At 60.2% G+C, this 18577-nt stretch carries 15 protein-coding genes and 1 pseudogene; 12 read left to right on the top strand and 4 right to left on the bottom strand.

The annotated features are described in order from the left end of the window. Positions 1-21 precede the first annotated feature (21 nt). From BBBR_RS10550 to BBBR_RS09605, 5 genes and pseudogenes are all read left to right on the top strand, one after another. Positions 22-477: pseudogene (locus BBBR_RS10550) on the top strand (sortase); the annotation flags it as partial. Next, the gene (locus BBBR_RS09620; protein WP_014484423.1) at positions 461-1321 is read left to right on the top strand and encodes a hypothetical protein; all 861 of its coding nucleotides are present in this window, start codon (positions 461-463) and stop codon (positions 1319-1321) included. The pseudogene BBBR_RS10550 and the gene BBBR_RS09620, both read left to right, overlap by 17 nt. After that, entirely contained in the window at positions 1312-2724 is a 1413-nt protein-coding gene (locus BBBR_RS09615; protein ID WP_003827814.1) for a DUF4032 domain-containing protein, read from the top strand. Before BBBR_RS09620 ends, BBBR_RS09615 begins: the two co-directional genes overlap by 10 nt. A 176-nt stretch (positions 2725-2900) precedes the next feature. Beyond that, positions 2901-4412, top strand: a complete 1512-nt coding sequence (locus BBBR_RS09610) for a UDP-glucose--hexose-1-phosphate uridylyltransferase (RefSeq protein WP_003827813.1) — start codon at positions 2901-2903, stop codon at positions 4410-4412. A 54-nt stretch (positions 4413-4466) separates the two neighbouring features. After that, on the top strand, positions 4467-5327 hold the full coding sequence (locus BBBR_RS09605; protein ID WP_003827812.1) for a D-hexose-6-phosphate mutarotase: 861 nt from the start codon (positions 4467-4469) through the stop codon (positions 5325-5327). Between the two features lie 51 nt (positions 5328-5378). Here BBBR_RS09605 and rlmB read toward each other — a convergent pair whose 3' ends face one another. Continuing rightward, positions 5379-6377 carry a 23S rRNA (guanosine(2251)-2'-O)-methyltransferase RlmB gene (gene rlmB / locus BBBR_RS09600; protein ID WP_003827811.1) on the bottom strand — a complete coding sequence of 333 codons (999 nt, stop codon included), beginning with the start codon at positions 6375-6377 and terminating at the stop codon, positions 5379-5381. An 87-nt stretch (positions 6378-6464) separates the two neighbouring features. Here rlmB and BBBR_RS09595 point away from each other — a divergent pair, with 87 nt between their 5' ends. From BBBR_RS09595 to BBBR_RS09585, 3 genes are all read left to right on the top strand, one after another. Beyond that, a complete protein-coding gene (locus tag BBBR_RS09595) occupies positions 6465-7679 on the top strand; it encodes an MDR family MFS transporter (protein WP_032738199.1) in 1215 nt (404 codons plus the stop codon). A gap of 301 nt (positions 7680-7980) precedes the next feature. Further along, positions 7981-9519: an N-acetylglucosamine-specific PTS transporter subunit IIBC gene (nagE, locus tag BBBR_RS09590; RefSeq protein ID WP_003827809.1), complete on the top strand. Its 1539-nt coding sequence runs from the start codon at positions 7981-7983 to the stop codon at positions 9517-9519. 109 nt (positions 9520-9628) lie between these two features. Beyond that, positions 9629-10141 (top strand): PTS sugar transporter subunit IIA, encoded by a 513-nt coding sequence (locus BBBR_RS09585; protein WP_003827808.1) that lies wholly within the window; start codon positions 9629-9631, stop codon positions 10139-10141. Here the strand turns inward: BBBR_RS09585 and BBBR_RS09580 are convergent. Further along, on the bottom strand, positions 10134-10349 hold the full coding sequence (locus BBBR_RS09580; RefSeq protein ID WP_003827807.1) for a substrate-binding domain-containing protein: 216 nt from the start codon (positions 10347-10349) through the stop codon (positions 10134-10136). The genes BBBR_RS09585 and BBBR_RS09580 overlap by 8 nt on opposite strands. A 160-nt stretch (positions 10350-10509) precedes the next feature. Here BBBR_RS09580 and BBBR_RS09575 point away from each other — a divergent pair, with 160 nt between their 5' ends. Further along, a complete protein-coding gene (locus BBBR_RS09575) occupies positions 10510-13500 on the top strand; it encodes a cation-translocating P-type ATPase (protein WP_003827806.1) in 2991 nt (996 codons plus the stop codon). 89 nt (positions 13501-13589) lie between these two features. Here BBBR_RS09575 and BBBR_RS09570 read toward each other — a convergent pair whose 3' ends face one another. Next, on the bottom strand, positions 13590-14969 hold the full coding sequence (locus tag BBBR_RS09570) for an FIVAR domain-containing protein (RefSeq protein ID WP_032738095.1): 1380 nt from the start codon (positions 14967-14969) through the stop codon (positions 13590-13592). A gap of 62 nt (positions 14970-15031) precedes the next feature. After that, entirely contained in the window at positions 15032-15613 is a 582-nt protein-coding gene (dcd, locus tag BBBR_RS09565) for a dCTP deaminase (protein ID WP_003827803.1), read from the bottom strand. Positions 15614-15969: 356 nt separating this feature from the next. Between dcd and BBBR_RS09560 the strand changes: the two genes are divergently transcribed. The 3 genes from BBBR_RS09560 to BBBR_RS09550 all read left to right on the top strand — a co-directional run bounded on the left by BBBR_RS09560 (position 15970) and on the right by BBBR_RS09550 (position 18570). Next, positions 15970-16839, top strand: a complete 870-nt coding sequence (locus BBBR_RS09560; RefSeq protein ID WP_003827802.1) for a hypothetical protein — start codon at positions 15970-15972, stop codon at positions 16837-16839. A gap of 57 nt (positions 16840-16896) precedes the next feature. Then, positions 16897-17655, top strand: a complete 759-nt coding sequence (locus tag BBBR_RS09555) for an alpha/beta hydrolase (RefSeq protein ID WP_003827801.1) — start codon at positions 16897-16899, stop codon at positions 17653-17655. A 111-nt stretch (positions 17656-17766) separates the two neighbouring features. Further along, positions 17767-18570: a sulfite exporter TauE/SafE family protein gene (locus tag BBBR_RS09550; RefSeq protein ID WP_003827800.1), complete on the top strand. Its 804-nt coding sequence runs from the start codon at positions 17767-17769 to the stop codon at positions 18568-18570. The last annotated feature ends 7 nt before the right edge of the window (positions 18571-18577 follow it).

Raw genomic sequence — 18577 nt, 5'->3', positions numbered from 1 at the left:
TCTGTCCAAGGCTGATGGTGAATACTTAAAGACACGTATGCGTATCAGGTCGATAAGATCACTACCGTTCTGCCGACCGATACCAAACAACTGGCAATTGAGCCCGGCAAGGATTTGGTCACGCTCATCACTTGTACGCCGTATGCGGTCAATACGCATCGGCTGCTGGTGCGTGGCCATCGCATCCCATACGCGCCGCAGCAGCAGGATGACGCCAGATCCACGTTCCACGTGGACATTCCGCTGCAGTACTTGTTGCCGTCTCTTGCACTGATTGCCTTGCTCGTCGCATGGCATTTATGGCAGCGTCATGAGCGGCGACGCCGGCAGAGTGGGAGCGCCAAGGTCGCATCTGGTGATTCTGACTCTGCGGATATCGAGCCGGACGGTGACTTGCCTCCTCAGCCAGACAGTACAAATAACCAATCACATTCATCACGGCGGAAAGGACCGGGTAGACATGTTAGACCTGCATAGCGGAAGCGAGTATGGTGCGGCGCGCATTGCTGCCATGATTGCCGCCGCCGTTACTATCGTCCTCACTGTTCTTGCAGCCTTCGGCTCTATGGTGCCGTATGCGCAAGCTGATTCTTTCGGCGCTCTCACCATCAATGCCGTATGGGGCCGAGACACGGCTTCGCCCAAATTGCTTGCCGGCGATACCTATTCCATCGTGCGCGTCGCCACCGTCACAACGAACAATGATGGTAGCGTCTCCTCATATAAAACCGTCGGCGATTTTTCCGGCCTCACTGCCGATTGGGAACGCCTGACATCAAGTGAATATCACGATGCTGCCAAGAAGCTCGCTACGCACGCGGCGAAAAACAAGCTGTACCAGCATTCCGGCACCACTAACGTAGCTGGTCAGCTCACTTTCCAGAATCTGCCGCTCGGCCTATATCTGGTCTCCCGCACGAGCTCGGCGAAAGCCAACAAAGCATACGACTGTGATCCGTTCCTCATCTCGATTCCTGGCAGTGGAGACACATCCGCTGATCTCAACATCACAGTAGAGCCGAAATTTAGCACTGGAACTCCTGTTGTCCCGCCCGAAAATAACCCGAGCGAGGAGCCGGGCAATCCTGGCCTTATCGGTCGTACGGGTGCCGCCGTAGGCAGCATTGCCGCGGCAGCGGGGCTCATGTTACTTGTTGCGTTCATTTTGTTCAGATTGCGCATGAGGCGCCGCATACGGGACGTCAATTCGGCCGGCAAATCCCATACAGATGATTTATTCGTATGCGAGAATAACGCGCCGAAGTCGCCGCTCCTCGCTGCACTTCCCAAGCACCACGTAAAATCGAACACATGGAGTTGAACGATTTGCCCCAGATGGATCCGCGCGCGCTGAAGGCCACGTCCGTCAAAGCCGAAGACGAACATGCCAGTTCAGCTGAGCCGCAAGCATTGAAGATCACCGCCGCCAGCTCGAACCCGAAGATGTTCACGCTGCCCTGGCATAAGCCCCTGGCCACCTGGCCCGAGGACCTGCTGGCCAACCTGCCGCGAGGCATCTCCCGCCACGTGGTGCGTTTTGTGCACGTGGGCGACGAGGTGTACGCCATGAAAGAGATCACCCGTCAGGTGGCCGAGCGCGAGTATGAGATTTTGCGCCGACTGCAGAAGCTTGAGTTGCCGACCGTCACCCCGATTGCCGTGGTCACCGGTCGTCATGACCGCAACGGTGAACCGCTGGAAGCGATTCTGGTCACCCGTCACCTGAAGTTCTCACTGCCGTACCGCGCGCTGTTCGCCCGCAATCTCCAGCCGGATACTGCCGAGCGTTTGATCGACGCCCTTGCCGTGCTGCTGGTTCGCCTGCACTTGGCCGGCTTCTACTGGGGCGATGTGTCGCTGTCGAACGTCCTGTTCCTGCGTGATGCCGACGCGTTTTCCGCCTTCCTGGTGGACGCCGAAACCGGTGATTTGCAGGTGCAGCTTACCGATGGCCAGCGCGAATACGATATCGACCTGGCCCGCACCAACATCATCGGCGAGCTCATGGATCTGGCCTCCGGCCGTCTGCTGCCGAGCGACGTGGACGAGATCGAGGTCGGCAACCGCTTGGTCGACCGTTACCACTCGCTGTGGAGCGCCCTGACCGACACCGACAAGTTCGGCCCGGATGAGATGTGGAAGATCGAGCAGCGCGTCAACAAGCTCAACGACCTGGGCTTCGACGTGGACGAGCTGGAGATGAAGACCGCCGAGGACGGCAAGCGCGTGCTGGTCCGCCCGCGTGTGGTGGATGCCGGTTACGCCAACCGCAAGCTGTTGCGTCTCACTGGTTTGGACGTGCAGGAGAACCAGGCACGCCGCCTGCTCAACGATCTCGATGCCTACCGCGCCTCCACATGGCGTGACGGCGAGGAGCTCGAAATCGTGGCCACCGATTGGATGCGCGAAGTGTACGAGCCAACGGTTCGCATGATTCCGCGTGAGTACCGTTCGCAGATCGAGCCGGCGCAGTTCTTCCACGAGGTGCTTGACCATCGTTGGTTCTTGGCGGAGAAGGCCGGCCACGACGTGCCGATGGACGAGGCTGTGACCAGCTATATCGAAAACGTCTTGCCGAACTATAAGCTCGATTCCAAGGCGCTTGCCGAACTCAACGAAGAGGCCGATTCCGGCGTCATCGATGATGAGACCACTTACGGCGGCCTGGACGACGGCGGCTACAACCCCGACGACGATCCTGACGCGGCGGTGTGGAGCCATTAAGCGGATTTATATATTCGGCCCTGTGAACCGCGCCCCGATTGTTGGACTGAAGTAATTCAGATTCGATGATCGGAGGTGCGGTTTCTTATGTGTGTGGATCGCGTGTGCCGTTGACCGTGGGTCGTCTATAATTATTAATTGTTAGGGTAATTAACAATAAGCAGAAAGACGAACCAATGTCTCGCAACGAAGCAACAGACAACACCGTCAGCAGCCTGAACGACGTGTATGCCAGCATCGACGTACTGGTCGATTATGCCGGCAAGCATCTTAACCTTGACCCGCGCGATGCGGATTGGACCCGTAATCGCATTTTTGAACTGTTTGAGCTGGATTCGTACCGCCCGACCGGAGAGACTACAGACGACACCGCGCCGGACGAACTGTTGAGCCGCTTCCGCGAATCATGCGTTGCCGCTGGCCTATTCGAGCCTGAAGAAGGGCCGCGATACGCCGATGTGGTGATGGGTCTGCTGTCCGCCAGCCCGTCCGCTGTACAGGATCGGTTCGTGGCCGTTGAACAATCCAACGATGGTATGGAGGCCATGCGCTGGTTCTACGACTACAGCGTGGCCAACAACTACGTCAAGAAAGCCGTACTCGACAAAAATCCGCGCTTTGATTCGCATGGCGTCACCGTGACCATCAATCTCGCCAAGCCGGAATTCAAGAACATGAAGAAGGCTGCAGCCGGCAATAGCGTGGCGGGTGGCTACCCTTCCTGCACGATATGCCATGAGAACGAAGGTTTCGCGGGCCGTGACAAGCGTACGCTGCGCACAGTGCCGGTCACGCTGGGCGGCGAACCGTGGTTCTGGCAGTTCTCTCCATACGGCTACTTCCACCAGCATGGCATTTGCGTCAACACCGAGCACACGCCTATGCACGTTGACCGCGATACCTTCGGCCATCTGCTGGACTTCGTTGACCGATTCCCCGGCTACTTCCTGGGCTGCAACGCCGCTCTGCCGCGTATCGGCGGATCGGTGCTGGCTCATGATCACTATCAGGGCGGCGGCGAGCATCTGCCCATGCACAAGGCGGCCGCTTGGGCCACATTCCACATGAACGGCTATCCAGATGCCGTGGTTGAGATCCTCGACTGGCCGGGTACCGCCGTACGTGTGGTGTCTCGCAATCGCGATGCCATCGTGGAAATCAGCGATATGATTCGACTCGCTTGGCAGCAGTTTGACGATAGTGCAGCGAACATCGCCAGCCATGACGCGGATGGTAATCGTCAATCCGCTGTGTCTCCAAGTGCCATCATTACGGATCGCGGGTACGAGATGAGCTTGATTTTCCGCAACAATGCCGTCAGCAGCGAATACCCCGAGGGAGTGTTCCACGCGCATCCCGAATTCTGGCCGATCAAGCAGGAGCCTATTGGCCTCATCGAAGCGCAGGGTCTGTTTATTCTGCCCGGACGTTTGGTCGATCAACTTGCCCAGCTTGAGAACGCCTTGGCCGAGGGCCAGCCGTTACCCGCATCGGTGAGTGAGTTCACGCTGGAATGGGACGAGCTGACCGCCGCACTGAACGGCAATCGTGACCGAGCGGCCATTCATCAAGCCGTTCATGAAGAACTTGGCAGCGTGTGCGAGCGTATTCTCGGCAATACCGCCGTGTTCAAAACCAAGGAGCAGACGGTCGCGTTCCTCGCTGAACTTGGGCTTACCCGGCAGTAATCGGCCCCGCGCTGATAAACCGCAGCACTATTTTCCGATGTTTGAGGAGAGGTAATGACTGATTTCGTGTTTCGCAACATCGACAATTCCGCAGGTTCCGCCACCATCAGCGACCGCGGCGCGCATCTGCTGCGCTGGCGGCCGCTGAGCCAGGCCACGGATGTGGTGTTTGCACCTTCTTCGGTGGTGGTTGCTGAAGGTAGGCCGCTGGGCGGCGGTGTTCCGGTGATATTCCCGTGGTTTGGGCCCGGCTTTGCCGACGGCCATGGTCTTGGCAAAAAGCCGAATCATGGATTCGTTCGTACCAGACAGTGGCATCTCGATGCTGAGTCCTTCAGCAATAGCTATGCGCATTACAGCCTGACCGAGGCTGATGTGCCTTCCGATATGCTGCCTTGGTTCGAGGGGGATGCCGTGCCCAGTTTCCGTGCTGATTATGAGGTGCACGTTGCCGATACCCTTACCATGACGCTTACAGTGACCAACACTGGAGCCACGCCGTTCTCCTATGAAGCCGCACTGCATACGTATTTCCACGTCAGCGATGTCTCGCAGATTCGCCTCACCGGTCTTGAGCACGCACATTATGAGGATGCGACCAATGGTTTTGCGCCGTGTGAGCAGCCGGACGAGGCCGTGACGTTCGATGGCCCGGTGGATCGTGTATATGCCTCGACTGCCGCAGTGGAACTGCATGACGAAGGTTTTGGTCGCACGATTCATGTTGCCAAGTCCGGCTCTGCGCAAACCGTGGTGTGGAACCCCGCCGAACCGTACGGCGTGCTGGTCAATGATTCCGTCAACGAGGAATGGCGTCACTTCGTATGCTGCGAGGCCGCCGCATGCCGCGAACACGCGGTAAGACTTGAACCCGGCGAGTCCCATGCGCTCACCCAAACGCTCTCTGCGGCATAAACGAAAAGAGGTCCGCCATCGCTGGCGGACCTCTTTGTTTGGCTGCTTAGCTTACTGAGCTGATTCGGCGCCCTCGCGACGGGCGCGGGACACGGCGTACAGGCTGATGCCCGCGGCCACCGAAGCGTTCAGCGATTCCACGGACGAGCTGATCGGAATGCCGGCAATCGCGTCGCAGGATTCGCGCACCAATCGGCTCAGGCCACTGCCTTCCGATCCCAGCACCACCACGAGCGGATCGGTTTCAAAACCGGTTTCGCCCACGAGCTTGTCGCCACCGCCGTCCAGGCCGACTACGTAGTAGCCGCGCTCCTTCAGGCCTTCGATCGCCTTGGTCAGGTTCACCACGCGAGCCACCGGCATGTGGGCCGCTGCGCCAGCGGATACCTTCCATGCTGCGGCGTTCACCGAAGCGGAACGACGCTCGGGCAGAATCACACCGTTGGCACCGAATGCGGCTGCCGAACGAATCACGGCACCCAGGTTCTGCGGGTCGGTCACGCCGTCCAGCGCAATGAACAGCGGGCGGGCCGCGATGCGTGCGGCGGCCGAATTCGCAGCCTCCATGGCCTTTGCCTTCTTCTCGGCACGGTCGGCCAATTCCCTCAGAGAGGAGTACTGGAACGGATCGACCTTCAGGATCACGCCCTGATGGTTGCCGGAGCGGGCGATGCGATCCATCTCCAGACGGTCGGCCTCCAGCATGTGCAGGCCGTTCATGCCGGCGATCTTCACGATTTCGCGGGTGCGGTCATCATGCTCGATGCGAGACATGATGTACAGCGTGGAAGAAGGTACGCCCACGCGCAGTGCCTCCAGCACGGAATTGCGGCCGTACACCAGATCCGAGGTGTCCGCCGAAGCGAACTTGTCCACTCGGCGGCGAGCCGCCAGACGCGGGTCGGCCATCTGCCGGCGTTCCGCCGCCTTCTTGGCCTTGTATGCCTTGTGGTAGACGCGGTCCTCGGCCTTCGGAGTGGGGCCGTAACCCTTCAGTTTGTTGCGATGCTTGCCACCCGACCCCTTGGTCGGTCCTTTTTTGATAGCCATAGGTGCTATTGTCCCAGCACCCCGCGCCAAAACGCGGCTATTCCGCCGTCGGTAGCCGGTAAGGTATTGAGAGTGAAGAAGCAGCGCATGATATTCGGACTGTCCCTGCTGTATTGGGGATTATGGTTGGCGATTCTGATTCTGTGGATGGGTCGCTTCGTGACGTCGTTCCTGTCGATCTACCTGGTCTCCGCGCTGCACCTCGGCGAAGGCGTTGTGGGCGCGGTCGTGGCCATGTACGGTTTCGGCGCCATCATCGGCTGTCTTTTCGGTGGCGCGCTGTCCGACCGGTTCGGCCGCCAGTCGATGATCATCATCGGCGAAATCGGCGCGGCCGCCGCTCTTCTGGTCGTCTCCGTCCTCGCCGATCCCGTGGCGTTGGGCGCGGCCCTGTTCGTATACGGCGCGTTCGCCTCGCTGCCCAGTCCAGCCATCGCCGCATACATCGCCGACGTGGTGCCTCCCAAGCGTCAACAGCGCGCCTATGTGCTGCAATCATGGGCCATCAATTTCGGGTATGCGATCGGCCCGATCGTGGCCAATCAGCTGATCAAGATCTCCTATTCGCTGATGTTCTACGTCGAGGCGGCGGTGATGATCGCCGTCACGATATTGCTGATCGTGTTCTTCCGCGAAGTGAGGCATCTGACGACTTCGGCGCCGGCGGCCCGCCCCGAGGGCGCCATGTCTCGCAATTGGCGGCGCGTGCTCACCGATACTCCATTCCTCGGCTTCTCCCTGCTGATGTTCGGCTACTTCCTTGTGTACTTCCAAAGCACCTCCGGCCTGCCCATTGCCATGACGGACCTTGGTCTGGGGTTGGGCGACTATTCGGTGCTGTTGACCATCAACGGCGGCATGCTGTGTCTGCTGCAGATTCCCGCCATGAAACTGTTCGCGCGCATGGGCAATTCGCGTGTGCTCGTGATGGGCCTTGCGGTGACCGCCATCGGCTATGCGGTGCAGGCCGTGGCCCATTCATGGGGCGGGTTCGCGCTTGCCGTAGTGCTGTGGACGCTGGGCGAGCTGGGCACGTTCCCCATCGCCACCACCACGGTCGCCGCCATGGCGCCCGCCACCGCCCGCGGCACGTACCAGGGCGTCTATAACGTGGTGTGGTCGGTGTCGATCGCATTGGCGCCGCTGATCGGCGGCGGGGTGATCGGCGGCTTCGGCGGGCGGATGCTGTGGATCGCCTGCACGGTGGTGTTGGTCGGCGTCACCGTGGGCCTGCGGGTCACCAAGGGTTCCCGAGACGCCGCCATGGCCGCCGCGATGGGTGCAGAGGACGATTCTCAGTAAGAACCGTGCACCCATCCGAACTGTTTCCGCACAAACGAACATGACCGAAAATGGCGGCATTCCGCGGCTCAGACGCTTTGCATGTTCGATTAGGTTTCCGAAATCCGCGCACGGTTCTCCGAGCCTTGATTTCAGTGCGCTGAGTTGCGGCGCATGACGTCTGTGGCGTACTATTATCCGTTGAAAGCGGTACTCGCCCCGCCGGATATCGGCCGGTCCAATGGAGGGTCGGCGCGTGACGGCGGAGCAGGGCACAGAGAAGTACTCCACCGCTGGAAAACCCGCATGAAGGGAGAAAGAAATGAAAGCCTATATTCAGCGACTAGGCCGCGCGCTGATGCTGCCCGTCGCCTGCCTGCCCGCCGCGGCGCTCTTCCTGGGCATCGGCTATTGGATCGATCCGAGCGGTTGGGGTGGCGGCAACGTCATCGCCGCCTATCTGTGCAAGACGGGTTCGGCGATCCTCGACAATCTGGGCTTGCTGTTCGCCGTTGGCGTGGCCGTCGGCATGGCCCGTGACAAGGACGGCGCCTCGGCCCTGTCCGGTCTGGTCGGTTTCATGACCATCACCACGATCATGGGCTCGGCCTCCATGTTCCTGGGCTTCGACGCCGAGAACCCGCCGGCCGCCTTTGCTCCTGGCGCCATCGGCAACAAGAACGTGTTCTTCGGCATCATGGTCGGCTGCGTGTCCGGTGCGCTGTACAACCGTTTCAGCAAGACCAAGTTGCCCGACTTCCTGGCCTTCTTCTCCGGCCGTCGCTGCGTGCCGATCCTGACCGCCGCGCTGATGTCGGTCATTTCCCTGGTGCTGCTGTTCGTGTGGCCGCTGGTCTACAACGGTCTGGTCGCCTTCGGCGAGTCCCTGATGGGTATGGGCGCGGTCGGCGCCGGCATCTACGCCTTCTTCAACCGTCTGCTCATCCCCACGGGTCTGCACCACGCCCTCAACAACGTGTTCTGGTTCAACCTTGCCGGCATTGATGACATCACCAAGTTCTGGAACGGTGTGGGCGGTCTCAACGGCACCACCAAGGCTGTGCTGGCCACCGGTGGATTCCAGCCGTGGGGCGAGTACGTCACCGGCATGTACCAGGCCGGCTTCTTCCCGATCATGATGTTCGGCTTGCCTGCGGGCGCGTTTGCCATCTACCGCTGCGCCAAGCCGGAGAACCGTCGTACCGTCGGCTCCCTGATGCTCGCCGGTGGTCTGGCCGCCTTCCTCACCGGTGTGACCGAGCCCCTGGAGTTCTCCTTCATGTTCGCCGCCTTCCCGCTGTACGTGGTGCACGCGCTGCTCACCGCCCTGTCGGTGTTCATCGCCGCGTCCTTCCAGTGGATCGCCGGCTTCAACTTCTCCGCCGGCTTCATCGATTGGTTCCTCTCGCTGCGTGTGCCGCAGGCGCATATGCCGTGGATGCTTATCGTGCAGGGCCTGGTCTTTGCGGTCATCTACTACTTCGTGTTCACGTTCATGATCAAGAAGTTCGACCTCAAGACCCCGGGCCGTGGCGATGGCGTTGACGATGAGGGCGCCGCCGCCGTGGCGGGCATTCTCGACACCGGCGCCGCCCCGGCCGCCGCGGTCTCCCGCGACAAGTACGCCGCGCTGGCCGCGAAGCTCTACGCGCTGCTTGGCGGCAAGGCCAATATCGTCGACATCGAGAACTGCGTGACCCGTCTGCGTCTGGGTGTCAAGGACACCGCCAAGGTGGATGTGGACGCCATCCGCAAGCTGGTGCCCGGCGTGAAGGTCATCGACGACAGGAATGTCCAGGTTGTGGTCGGCACGCAGGTGCAGGCTGTGGCCGATGCCATGGAAGAGCTGCATAAAGCCTAGCGCTTGGCGCTCTGTCGCTTGGTATGACGGATGGGCTGCGTGACGTCGACATGATCGGCGTCACGCAACCCATCCGTTATCGTCCATCATTGGTTTTCAAGGAGTCATTATGGGATTGTTCTCCGGTTTGTTCCACAACAGCGATGAGGCGGCGCCCGCCCCCGCAGCGACGTCGGTTCTCGCCCCATGCGATGGTGTCTGGGAGTCCATCGAGAAAGTGCCCGACGACACGTTCGCAGCCAAGATTCTGGGCGATGGGTTCGGCGTGGTGCCGTCCTCCGGGCTGGTCGTCGCCCCTGTTTCCGGAACGGTGACCACCGTGGCCGACGCCAAACACGCCGTGGGCATCACCACTCCGGGCGGTGTCGAGGTGTTGGTGCATATCGGCGTCGATACCGTGCAACTCAAGGGCGCGCCTTTCACGATGCTGGTGAGTGCCGGGCAGACGGTCTCAGCCGGCGATCCCATCGAGAAGGTCGATTTCGATGCGGTCAAGGCCGCGGGCAAAGCCACCGACGTCATCGTGGTGTTCACCAACCCGGCCACCATCGCCGCTTTGGATCTTACCGGTTCCGGTACGGTGGCCGTCGGCGCGCAAGTGGGCACCCTCGCCGTCAGATAAGCCGATTCGAGCTCGAGGCGCGCACGACGAGTTCCGGTGGCAACGAGATGTGCGTGGGATTCCCGGGCCCGATTTCGATGAGACGCAAGACCTCGGTGACGATACGCGCGTACGGCGGACGCACCGAGGTCAGGGCGGGCAGCGCGGCCGCAGCGATGGGCGAGTCGTTGTACCGCTCGACGATGTCCGCGCCCAGCTCGCCCGTCATGGCTTGACCAGTGTGCCGCCGGGTTATGGAATAATGGCATCGTACGCATCGGCTGCAATTGCGTCGATGCCCATAACCGCGCAGTCCTGCGCCGCCCGGGAGAGACAACCCGGTGCCGGCGCGAGGCTGACTACTCCGCGGCGATACCAAGGAGAACACCATGGATGATCGTAACGATCAATCCGCAAAGTCCGCGACCGCAACGAACGGGGTCGTGGAATCGGAAGAAGTGCGCGCACAGGAAGCGCTATTGGGGGATACTGATCCAAGTCTGACCAGCGTCGACGACGTGGCCAAAGCCCTGAACGTCGACCCATCCCACGGCCTGAGCGAGGAAGAAGCCAAGCGCCGACTGGCCAAATTCGGCCCGAACGAGCTCGCCAGCGCCCCGCCCGTACCGAAATGGAAGAAATTCCTGGCCCAATTCCAAGATCCGCTGGTCTACCTGCTGATCGCGGCCACTATTATCTCGGTGATCGCTTGGTTCATCGAAAAAGCCAATGCGCAGCCCGGCGCGGAAGGCGGCGAGGCGCTTCCGTTCGACGCCATCGTGATCATCTTGATCCTGATTGTCAATGCTGTGCTCGGCTACATGCAAGAAGCCAAGGCCGAGGCGGCCGTCGAAGCGCTCGCACAAATGACGGCCCCGCAGACTTCGGTGCTGCGCGATGGCAAGGTCATGCGCATCAACACCGCCGACGTGGTTCCCGGCGACATCATCGTCCTTGCGGAAGGCGATTCGGTCTCCGCTGATGGCCGACTGGTCAACGCGGCCAGCCTGCGCATCGCCGAGGCTTCACTGACCGGCGAATCCGTGCCGGTTGGCAAGAAGCCGGACACACTCACCGAGGCCAAGGCGCTGGGCGACCGCGCCAACATGATCTTCAACGGCACTTCCGTGACGCAAGGCACCGGCCGCGCAATCGTGACCGGCACCGGTATGAATACGCAGGTCGGCAAGATCGCCGACATGCTCTCCGCCACAGAGGACGAGAAAACCCCGTTGCAGAAGGAGATGGATTACGTCTCCAAGATCCTCGGCATTGCGGTGTGCGTCATCGCTGTCGTGGTGCTGGTGGCGCTCGCCGTGTTGGAAGGCTTCAACGACGTCCATGACGTGATTGATTCCTTGCTGCTGGCCGTCTCGCTTGCCGTGGCCGCCGTGCCGGAAGGTTTGGCCGCCATTCTGACCGTGGTGCTGGCGCTTGGCGTGCAGCGCATGGCGGCCCACAACGCGATCGTCAAGAAGCTGCATTCGGTGGAAACCCTGGGATCCGCTTCCGTGATCTGCTCGGATAAGACCGGCACGTTGACCCGTAATGAGATGACCGTGGAACGTGTGGTCACCCCGTCCGGCGAAGTGCAGATCACCGGCACCGGCTACGCGCCCGAAGGCCGCATGGTCATGGCCGGTGGTGTTGATCCCGAATCCGATCAAGCCAAGACCATCGCCGATGAGGTTATTGCCACACTCGTGGCCGGCACACTGGCCAACGACGGTGAACTCCGTCAGGAAAACGGCAAGTGGGAGATTGTGGGCGACCCCACTGAAGTCTCACTGGTCGTTGCCGCTCGCAAGGTCAAGGCTGATCACAAGGTCAGCCGTTACACTCGCGTGGGCGAGATTCCGTTCACCTCCGAACGCAAGCGCATGTCTATCATCGCTAAAGACGACACCGATTCCGGCAAACTGACCGTGTTCGCCAAGGGTGCGCCGGACGTGTTGCTGAGCTACTGCTCGCGCATTCGCGTGGGCGGCCAGGTCCGCAAGCTCACCGAAGGTGATCGTCAGTCGATTCTGGCCACCGTCGAACGCCTCTCTTCCGAGGCATACCGCACGCTTGGTCAGGCCTGTCGACCGCTGGAAACCAGCTCGCTGGCCGATGTGCCGGGCGTCAGCGTAAATGCCGCGGGCCAGGTGGCCGACATCGCCGAACAGTCCGAGGCCATCGAAACCGACCTTATCTGGAACGGCATGGTCGGCATCATCGACCCGCCGCGCACTGAGGTCCGCGATTCCGTGGCCGAGGCGCACCGTGCCGGCATCCGCACCGTGATGATCACCGGCGACCACCCGCTGACTGCTGCCCGCATCGCCTCCGACCTTGGCATCATCGCCAAGGACGGCAAGGCCCTGACCGGTGACCAGCTTGATCAGCTGCCCGACGAAGCCGTGCTCGACAAGGCCACTGCTGAAGTGTCCGTGTATGCCCGCGTGGCTCCTGAGCACAAGCTCAAGATCGTCGAGTCCCTACAGCGCCAGGGCAACATCGTGGCCATGACCGGTGACGGTGTGAACGACGCTCCGGCCGTCAAGTCCGCGGATATCGGTGTGGCCATGGGCATCACCGGCACCGAAGTGACCAAGCAGAGCGCCAAGATGATTCTGGCGGACGACAACTTCTCCACCATCGTGGCTGCTGTGCGCGAAGGCCGCGTGATCTTCGACAACATCCGCAAGTTCCTGCGCTACCTGCTGAGCTCCAACGTGGGCGAGGTGTTCACCGTGTTCCTCGGCGTGGTGCTGGCCGGCTTCCTCGGTATCCGTCAGCCGGAATCCGTGGGCGTCGCCGTACCGCTCCTCGCCACGCAGCTGCTGTGGATCAACCTACTGACCGATGCGGCCCCCGCACTCGCCATGGGCGTGGATCCGCAAACCGACGATGTGATGGGTCGTAAGCCGCGTAAGATGACCGATCGTGTGATCGACGCCTCCATGTGGGGCGACATCATCTACATCGGCGTCATCATGGCCGTCGTCACACTGATCGGCATGGATATGCACTTGTCCGGCGGCCTGTTCACCGACCGCTCGGTGGATGCCATCGGCCATGAGGCACAGATGACCGAGGCTCGTACCATGGGCTTCACGATTCTGGTGTTCGCCCAGCTGTTCAACGCGCTCGCCTCCCGCTCCCACCTGCAGTCCGTGTTCGTGGGCTTATTCTCCAACAAGTGGCTGTGGGGCGCGATCGGCCTGTCCGTGGCGCTGCAACTTGTGGTGGTCTATGTGCCGTTCCTTAACGGCCCGTTCGGTACCGTTGCGCTCAGCCCGATGGCCTGGGTGGAATGCATTAGCTTGGCTGCGATTGTGCTGATTGCTTCCGAGCTGCGCAAGATTGTGTTGCGCGCGATGGCTAAGCGACAGTAACGCCAACGGATAGCACCAAATAACAATAAGGGCGGGTCAAATCCTGTTGTAGGATTTGACCCGCCCTTTATATGCGGAACGCAGAACTACTAGTTGCTACCAGTGCCGCTATTCATCCCGCTTGAGCTGTCGGCTTCTTCTTCGGCCTTCTTCTGAGCCTCAGCCGCCGCAGCCTCTTCCTGAGCCTTCTTCTCAGCCTCAGCTTGTGCTGCCGCATCGGCGTCAGCCTTTTGCTTGGCCTGCATTGAAGCGTTCACGTCGGCCTCGGCCTTCTGCAGCTTGGAAATGGCGTTATTCACGTCGGCCTCGGACGGGTTGGAGCTGCTTGCCACGGTGTTCGCCTCGGTAATGGCGGTCTGCAATGCGGTGCGAGTATTCTCATCGGCCACGTTGCCGGCCGAGTTGTCCAGAATGCCCTGAGCCTGCGAAACGGCCGAGCTGAGGTTCGACTTCAGCGAGTTGGTGTTTGCCGTCTTCTTGGAAGCATTGACGGCCTTGATGGCGCTGTTGATGGCATCCGTCTTATCGGCGGCGTCGCTGACCTTGCTCTGCATGTCTTCGGTCTGCTTCTTCAACTCATCTGCGCCGAGCTTGGAATCGCAGGTAGCGGTATCGGCCGGGGTGCCAGCATCCTGCACCGCTTGATTCAACGTGGTGATGGTGTTGACGTCGGCCACGTCACTGGTGGGCGTCTGCGCGCTGGTCTGACCGTTCGTGATGGCGGTGGTGAGCTTCTTCTTGGCCGAATCATACTGCTTGGCTGCTGCCTTGCATTCGACTAGCGCCGCCGCTTGGCTCACCTTGCTGCTGTTGGAATGCCACCAGAACAAGCCTCCGGCAATCAACGCCACGACCACAACCACGGCGATGACAATGCCGACGGTTTTGCCCGTATTTTTCTTGCCGCCGCCTTGATGACGAGGCTCGTGTTCTTCGGGCTCTTCTTCATCAGCGAACTGATCGAGTGGTGGAATGGTGGGCGGTAGTGTCGCCGGCTGTGCGGGAGCCGCAGCCGGTACTTCGGACGGCTGAAATACCTGAGTCGCCTGCATATCTTCAGCAGGCATCGCCTGGGCTGGGGCTGCCGGCATGGCGACGGTCTGCCCAGAAGTGGCGCCGGTACCGTATGCCGGGGTTGTGGGCTGTCCAAACTGAATCGGCTGGAATGCTTGAGTTGCCGCAGTCGCGTCATATGAAGGTACAGCCTGCGTTGGCTGGGTCGGTTGCGCAGGTTGGAATGACTGCGTTGCTTGTGTCGGCTGTGCTGACTGGAATGCTTGGGTTGCTTGTGTCGGCTGTACTGGTTGGAATGCCTGCGTCGGCTGCGCGGCTGGCCATACGGGTTGTGTGGGCTGCGCAGGCTGTGTTGCCTGAGTCGCAGGTGCTGGGGGAACCGGAGGCATTACTGGCTTGGATGGTTCTTCAGGGTGCTGGAAGTCGAATTGGAAACCGCCGTCACTGTTGGTCATAACATCTCCTTGGTGGTAAGCAAATGGCCGGCATGCGCCGGCCGAATGATGCGTTGTAGCGTTTAGTCCTTGATGTGCGCGCGATAGAAATTCTCGTAGGAGCGGCTTGGGGTAGGTCCACGCTGGCCCTGGTAATGGGAGCCGGTGCCTTGAGAGCCGTACGGGTGCTCGGCAGGCGAGCTCAGCTGGAAGAAGCACATCTGGCCAATCTTCATGCCGGGCCACAACTTGACCGGCAACGTCGATACATTGGACAGCTCAAGCGTAATATGCCCCTCGAAGCCAGGATCAATAAAGCCGGCGGTCGAGTGGGTCAGAATACCCAAACGGCCCAGTGAGCTCTTGCCCTCAAGGCGTGCGGCAATAGTCGGATTGAGCTTGACGTACTCCCACGTGGAGCCCAGTGCAAACTCACCGGGGTGCAGAATCCACGGTTCGTCAGGGGCCACTTCAAACTGTTCGGTGAGCGCTCCCTGATTTTCGGCGGGATCCACATAGGTATATGCGTGATTGTTGAACAGGCGGAAATAGCGATCCAGCCGTACGTCGATGGAGGCGGGCTGCACCATCTCCGGTGTCCACGGATCCAGAGAGATGTGACCAGCGGACTGAGCGGCGAGAATATCGCGGTCGGACAGCAGCATGAAAACTCCTTGCGGCAGAACAAATACTGTTCCTAAGTCTAGCGCCCCGTGCAGAAACAGTATTAGAGCCGATACAGTAGCCGGCAGCGCCCAAGCGCAAAATTTTCAGGTTATTCTCAGAGAACCTCAGAGATAGACACAGAATCGAGTGGTTATATAAAAAATGTCAGCGAAGAGCTGATCAGGAGCCGCAGCAGCTCCCGACAATTGAACCCCTTTCTTCTTCTCTCTCCTTTCTCTCCCCGGCGGCAACTCCGCCGGGGTTCTTTTTTGCTTAGTCGATTCATCCTGCGGAATGACGACCACTCACACGGTGGGGCGGTACACTGGGGCTATCGGCAGGGAGGGCGGTCCAGATGGCAAGTAATAACGAGGATTACGATTTCTTTGACGACGGGCAGTACAACGGTTCGCGCCGCGCTCGCCGCGAACAGCAGTATTCTCGGGGGTGTGGCTCTGGTCGGCGTGCGATCAAGCTGAAAGTCGATAGCCCTGCATCCAAGTTGTTGCGGCGTATCGCATTAATTACCGGATTGCTGGCCGTAGTGGTGGCTGTCTTATCGGCGGCCCATGAGATTGCGCCCGAATCCATCGGCTTTTTGGTGAATGTGCGAGGTCGGTATATCGCGGGCACTGCGGCTGTGCTGATCGGACTTACCCTGATTCTGGTGATTTCGTCGCGTGTCGCGATGCCGCGTCACTCCACGCATGGGGGAGTGGGCGCAGGCGGCATCGTCACATTGGTTCTGGCCGCGGCTTGTTTGGTGGTGGGTGTGGCCGTGGGCGTACTGTTCCCACAGGGTTTGATTCATCCCGCCGTCAATGACAAAGCGCCGGTAGACAATACCGCACAAATGGAGCAAGGTATTGAACGGGCGGTTGGCGGCGCGTGCAAGGACGGGTGGCAAGGATTGGATGCGGGCGGTCTGCCTGGCATCACCACCGTGCAGATGTGTGCTGATCCGCGTGTTGCGTTCGTATCCTTTGACTCCGAGGCCTCGGCTGCGATGAGCCGGGCGCCAATCAAAAGCGAAATCACTGAATTGTTGGGCCAGCATGCCGACAACGAGAAGACGCAAGGCGACTGGCGTTTGCTGAATGGCAAGCGCTGGATGGTGTTCGGCGAGGCCGACAATATGACCGCGCTTCAGCAGCAGTGGGGTGGCACCCTCGAAACCATCGCCGCAGCCAAAGATGGCACGGACAGTGGCAATGCCGCAGTGTGACCGAAATCATGCCAGTTGAGCACTTCACAACAGCCGAACGCCGTATATTGTGGTGGTATGAGCAACGAAGCGAATGCAAGTCAGCCCTTAATCGGCCGTGAATCCACTGCCGTGCCTGGGCGTTTTGGCGAGCCGCTTTCAGTGGAATACAGCGTGACCTCGCGCGGCGGCTTCGACCAGCACCCCACTCATCCGTTATTCCTATGCTTGCATGGCTGGGGCTCCAGCGAAGAAGACATGGCGGGCATCATGCGCCTCATCGCCCCCTACAACGATTTTGTAGCGTTGCGCGGCCCACTGGCACTTGCCAAGGCTCCCGAACGCAGTGAAATGCCCGGCAACTACGCGTGGCTCCATGACGCTCTGCCGGTCGGCGATGATCTTGATTATGACGCGTATGCAGCCGCCACTGCCGTCGATCGGTGGGTGGCTGCCAACATTCCCGCTGACCGTGATGTAGTACCGCTCGGCTTCTCGCAAGGTGGTCTCGTCGCCGTGCATCTACTGCGCATCAATCCCGAACGCTATCGTGCTGTCGTATCGTTGTCTGGTTTCAACGCGCCCGGTCAAGTACCCGGCACCGCTCCCGCCGACGATCGCTTGGCCAATTACGATATCCCCGTGTTCTACACCTACGGCAAAAACGATGGCGTGATTCCCAAGTACGAATTATTCGCCACTGCTGCCTGGCTTGAGGAGCATACGTGGCTCAAAACCAAGAGCTATCGCGGCCTTGATCACAACGTGAGTCTTGAGGAATTCGCCGATCTGCGCCAGTGGTTGCTGGATAACGACATCACGTCTGGCGTGCTGTAATACTTGCCTGATTCATGGCACTGGGTGGTGATGAAGCGATGCGGCCGCACCATGTACAGTAATCGGACGCAACGGAGACCCGCACACACTCCGGTCATAGACTAAAGTCCCATGAGCGAAGTGAGTGCTGAAGAAAACCATGTGGACGAATCCCCGCGCGGCATTGCGGTGATGGTAGTAGTGGGCGTGCTTGTTGGTTTGTTGTCTGGACTGTTCGGCATCGGCGGCGGTACCATCATCGTACCTGCACTGGTATGGCTTGGCCTGACCCAGCGTCATGCGGCCGCCACTTCAATGCTGGCGATTATCCCTACGTCAGTATCTGGCGTGCTGTCTTACGCGGTCAACGGCAATGTCGATTGGATTGCCGCGTTGCTGGTGTTCATCGGTATGTTTGTCGGCGGCCAGATTGGCTCACTACTACTGTCCCGATTGTCGGAAGTCGTGCTGCGTTGGGCATTCGTGGTGTTCATGGCATTCGTCATTCTCAGCCAGCTCATATTCGTGCCTTCGCGTGATTCCTCGATTGAGTTGAACCTCGTTACCGGCCTGTTGATGGTGGTATTCGGCGTAATCGCCGGCATTCTGGCCGGCCTGCTTGGTGTGGGCGGTGGTGCCATTCTTGTGCCATCGTTATCGATTCTGTTTGATGCTTCGGATCTGATTGCTCGCGGCACTTCATTGTTGGCCATGTTCCCGAACGCCGTCACCACTACGGTGGCCAATGTTCGCCGGCGCATGGTGCATGCCAAGGTCGGATTGATTATCGGCATCGTAGCCGCATTGACTGCGCCACTGGGCACGTGGATTGCCGAGGCGATGACCCCACGCACTGGCGAAATCCTGTTCGCCACATACCTAACAGTGCTCCTCATCCGCAGTGTCTGGGTAGCCCTCAAAATCACGAGAAAGTAGCATCCTT

Source organism: Bifidobacterium breve DSM 20213 = JCM 1192 (assembly GCF_001025175.1).
GTDB classification, from domain to species: domain Bacteria; phylum Actinomycetota; class Actinomycetes; order Actinomycetales; family Bifidobacteriaceae; genus Bifidobacterium; species Bifidobacterium breve.
Note: the sequence above shows the minus strand (reverse complement) of the source record. Positions and strands in the feature narration are given on the sequence as shown.

Bases quoted from the DNA above. Each gene is read 5' to 3' on its own strand.
- nagE (WP_003827809.1), top strand. From the start codon at position 7,981: ATGAAAGCCTATATTCAGCGACTAGGCCGCGCGCTGATGCTGCCCGTC.
- BBBR_RS09570 (WP_032738095.1), bottom strand. From the start codon at position 14,969: ATGACCAACAGTGACGGCGGTTTCCAATTCGACTTCCAGCACCCTGAA.
- BBBR_RS09620 (WP_014484423.1), top strand. From the start codon at position 461: ATGTTAGACCTGCATAGCGGAAGCGAGTATGGTGCGGCGCGCATTGCT.
- BBBR_RS09615 (WP_003827814.1), top strand. From the start codon at position 1,312: ATGGAGTTGAACGATTTGCCCCAGATGGATCCGCGCGCGCTGAAGGCC.
- BBBR_RS09605 (WP_003827812.1), top strand. From the start codon at position 4,467: ATGACTGATTTCGTGTTTCGCAACATCGACAATTCCGCAGGTTCCGCC.
- rlmB (WP_003827811.1), bottom strand. From the start codon at position 6,377: ATGGCTATCAAAAAAGGACCGACCAAGGGGTCGGGTGGCAAGCATCGC.
- BBBR_RS09550 (WP_003827800.1), top strand. From the start codon at position 17,767: ATGAGCGAAGTGAGTGCTGAAGAAAACCATGTGGACGAATCCCCGCGC.
- BBBR_RS09575 (WP_003827806.1), top strand. From the start codon at position 10,510: ATGGATGATCGTAACGATCAATCCGCAAAGTCCGCGACCGCAACGAAC.
- BBBR_RS09610 (WP_003827813.1), top strand. From the start codon at position 2,901: ATGTCTCGCAACGAAGCAACAGACAACACCGTCAGCAGCCTGAACGAC.
- BBBR_RS09560 (WP_003827802.1), top strand. From the start codon at position 15,970: ATGGCAAGTAATAACGAGGATTACGATTTCTTTGACGACGGGCAGTAC.
- dcd (WP_003827803.1), bottom strand. From the start codon at position 15,613: ATGCTGCTGTCCGACCGCGATATTCTCGCCGCTCAGTCCGCTGGTCAC.
- BBBR_RS09555 (WP_003827801.1), top strand. From the start codon at position 16,897: ATGAGCAACGAAGCGAATGCAAGTCAGCCCTTAATCGGCCGTGAATCC.
- BBBR_RS09585 (WP_003827808.1), top strand. From the start codon at position 9,629: ATGGGATTGTTCTCCGGTTTGTTCCACAACAGCGATGAGGCGGCGCCC.
- BBBR_RS09595 (WP_032738199.1), top strand. From the start codon at position 6,465: ATGATATTCGGACTGTCCCTGCTGTATTGGGGATTATGGTTGGCGATT.
- BBBR_RS09580 (WP_003827807.1), bottom strand. From the start codon at position 10,349: ATGACGGGCGAGCTGGGCGCGGACATCGTCGAGCGGTACAACGACTCG.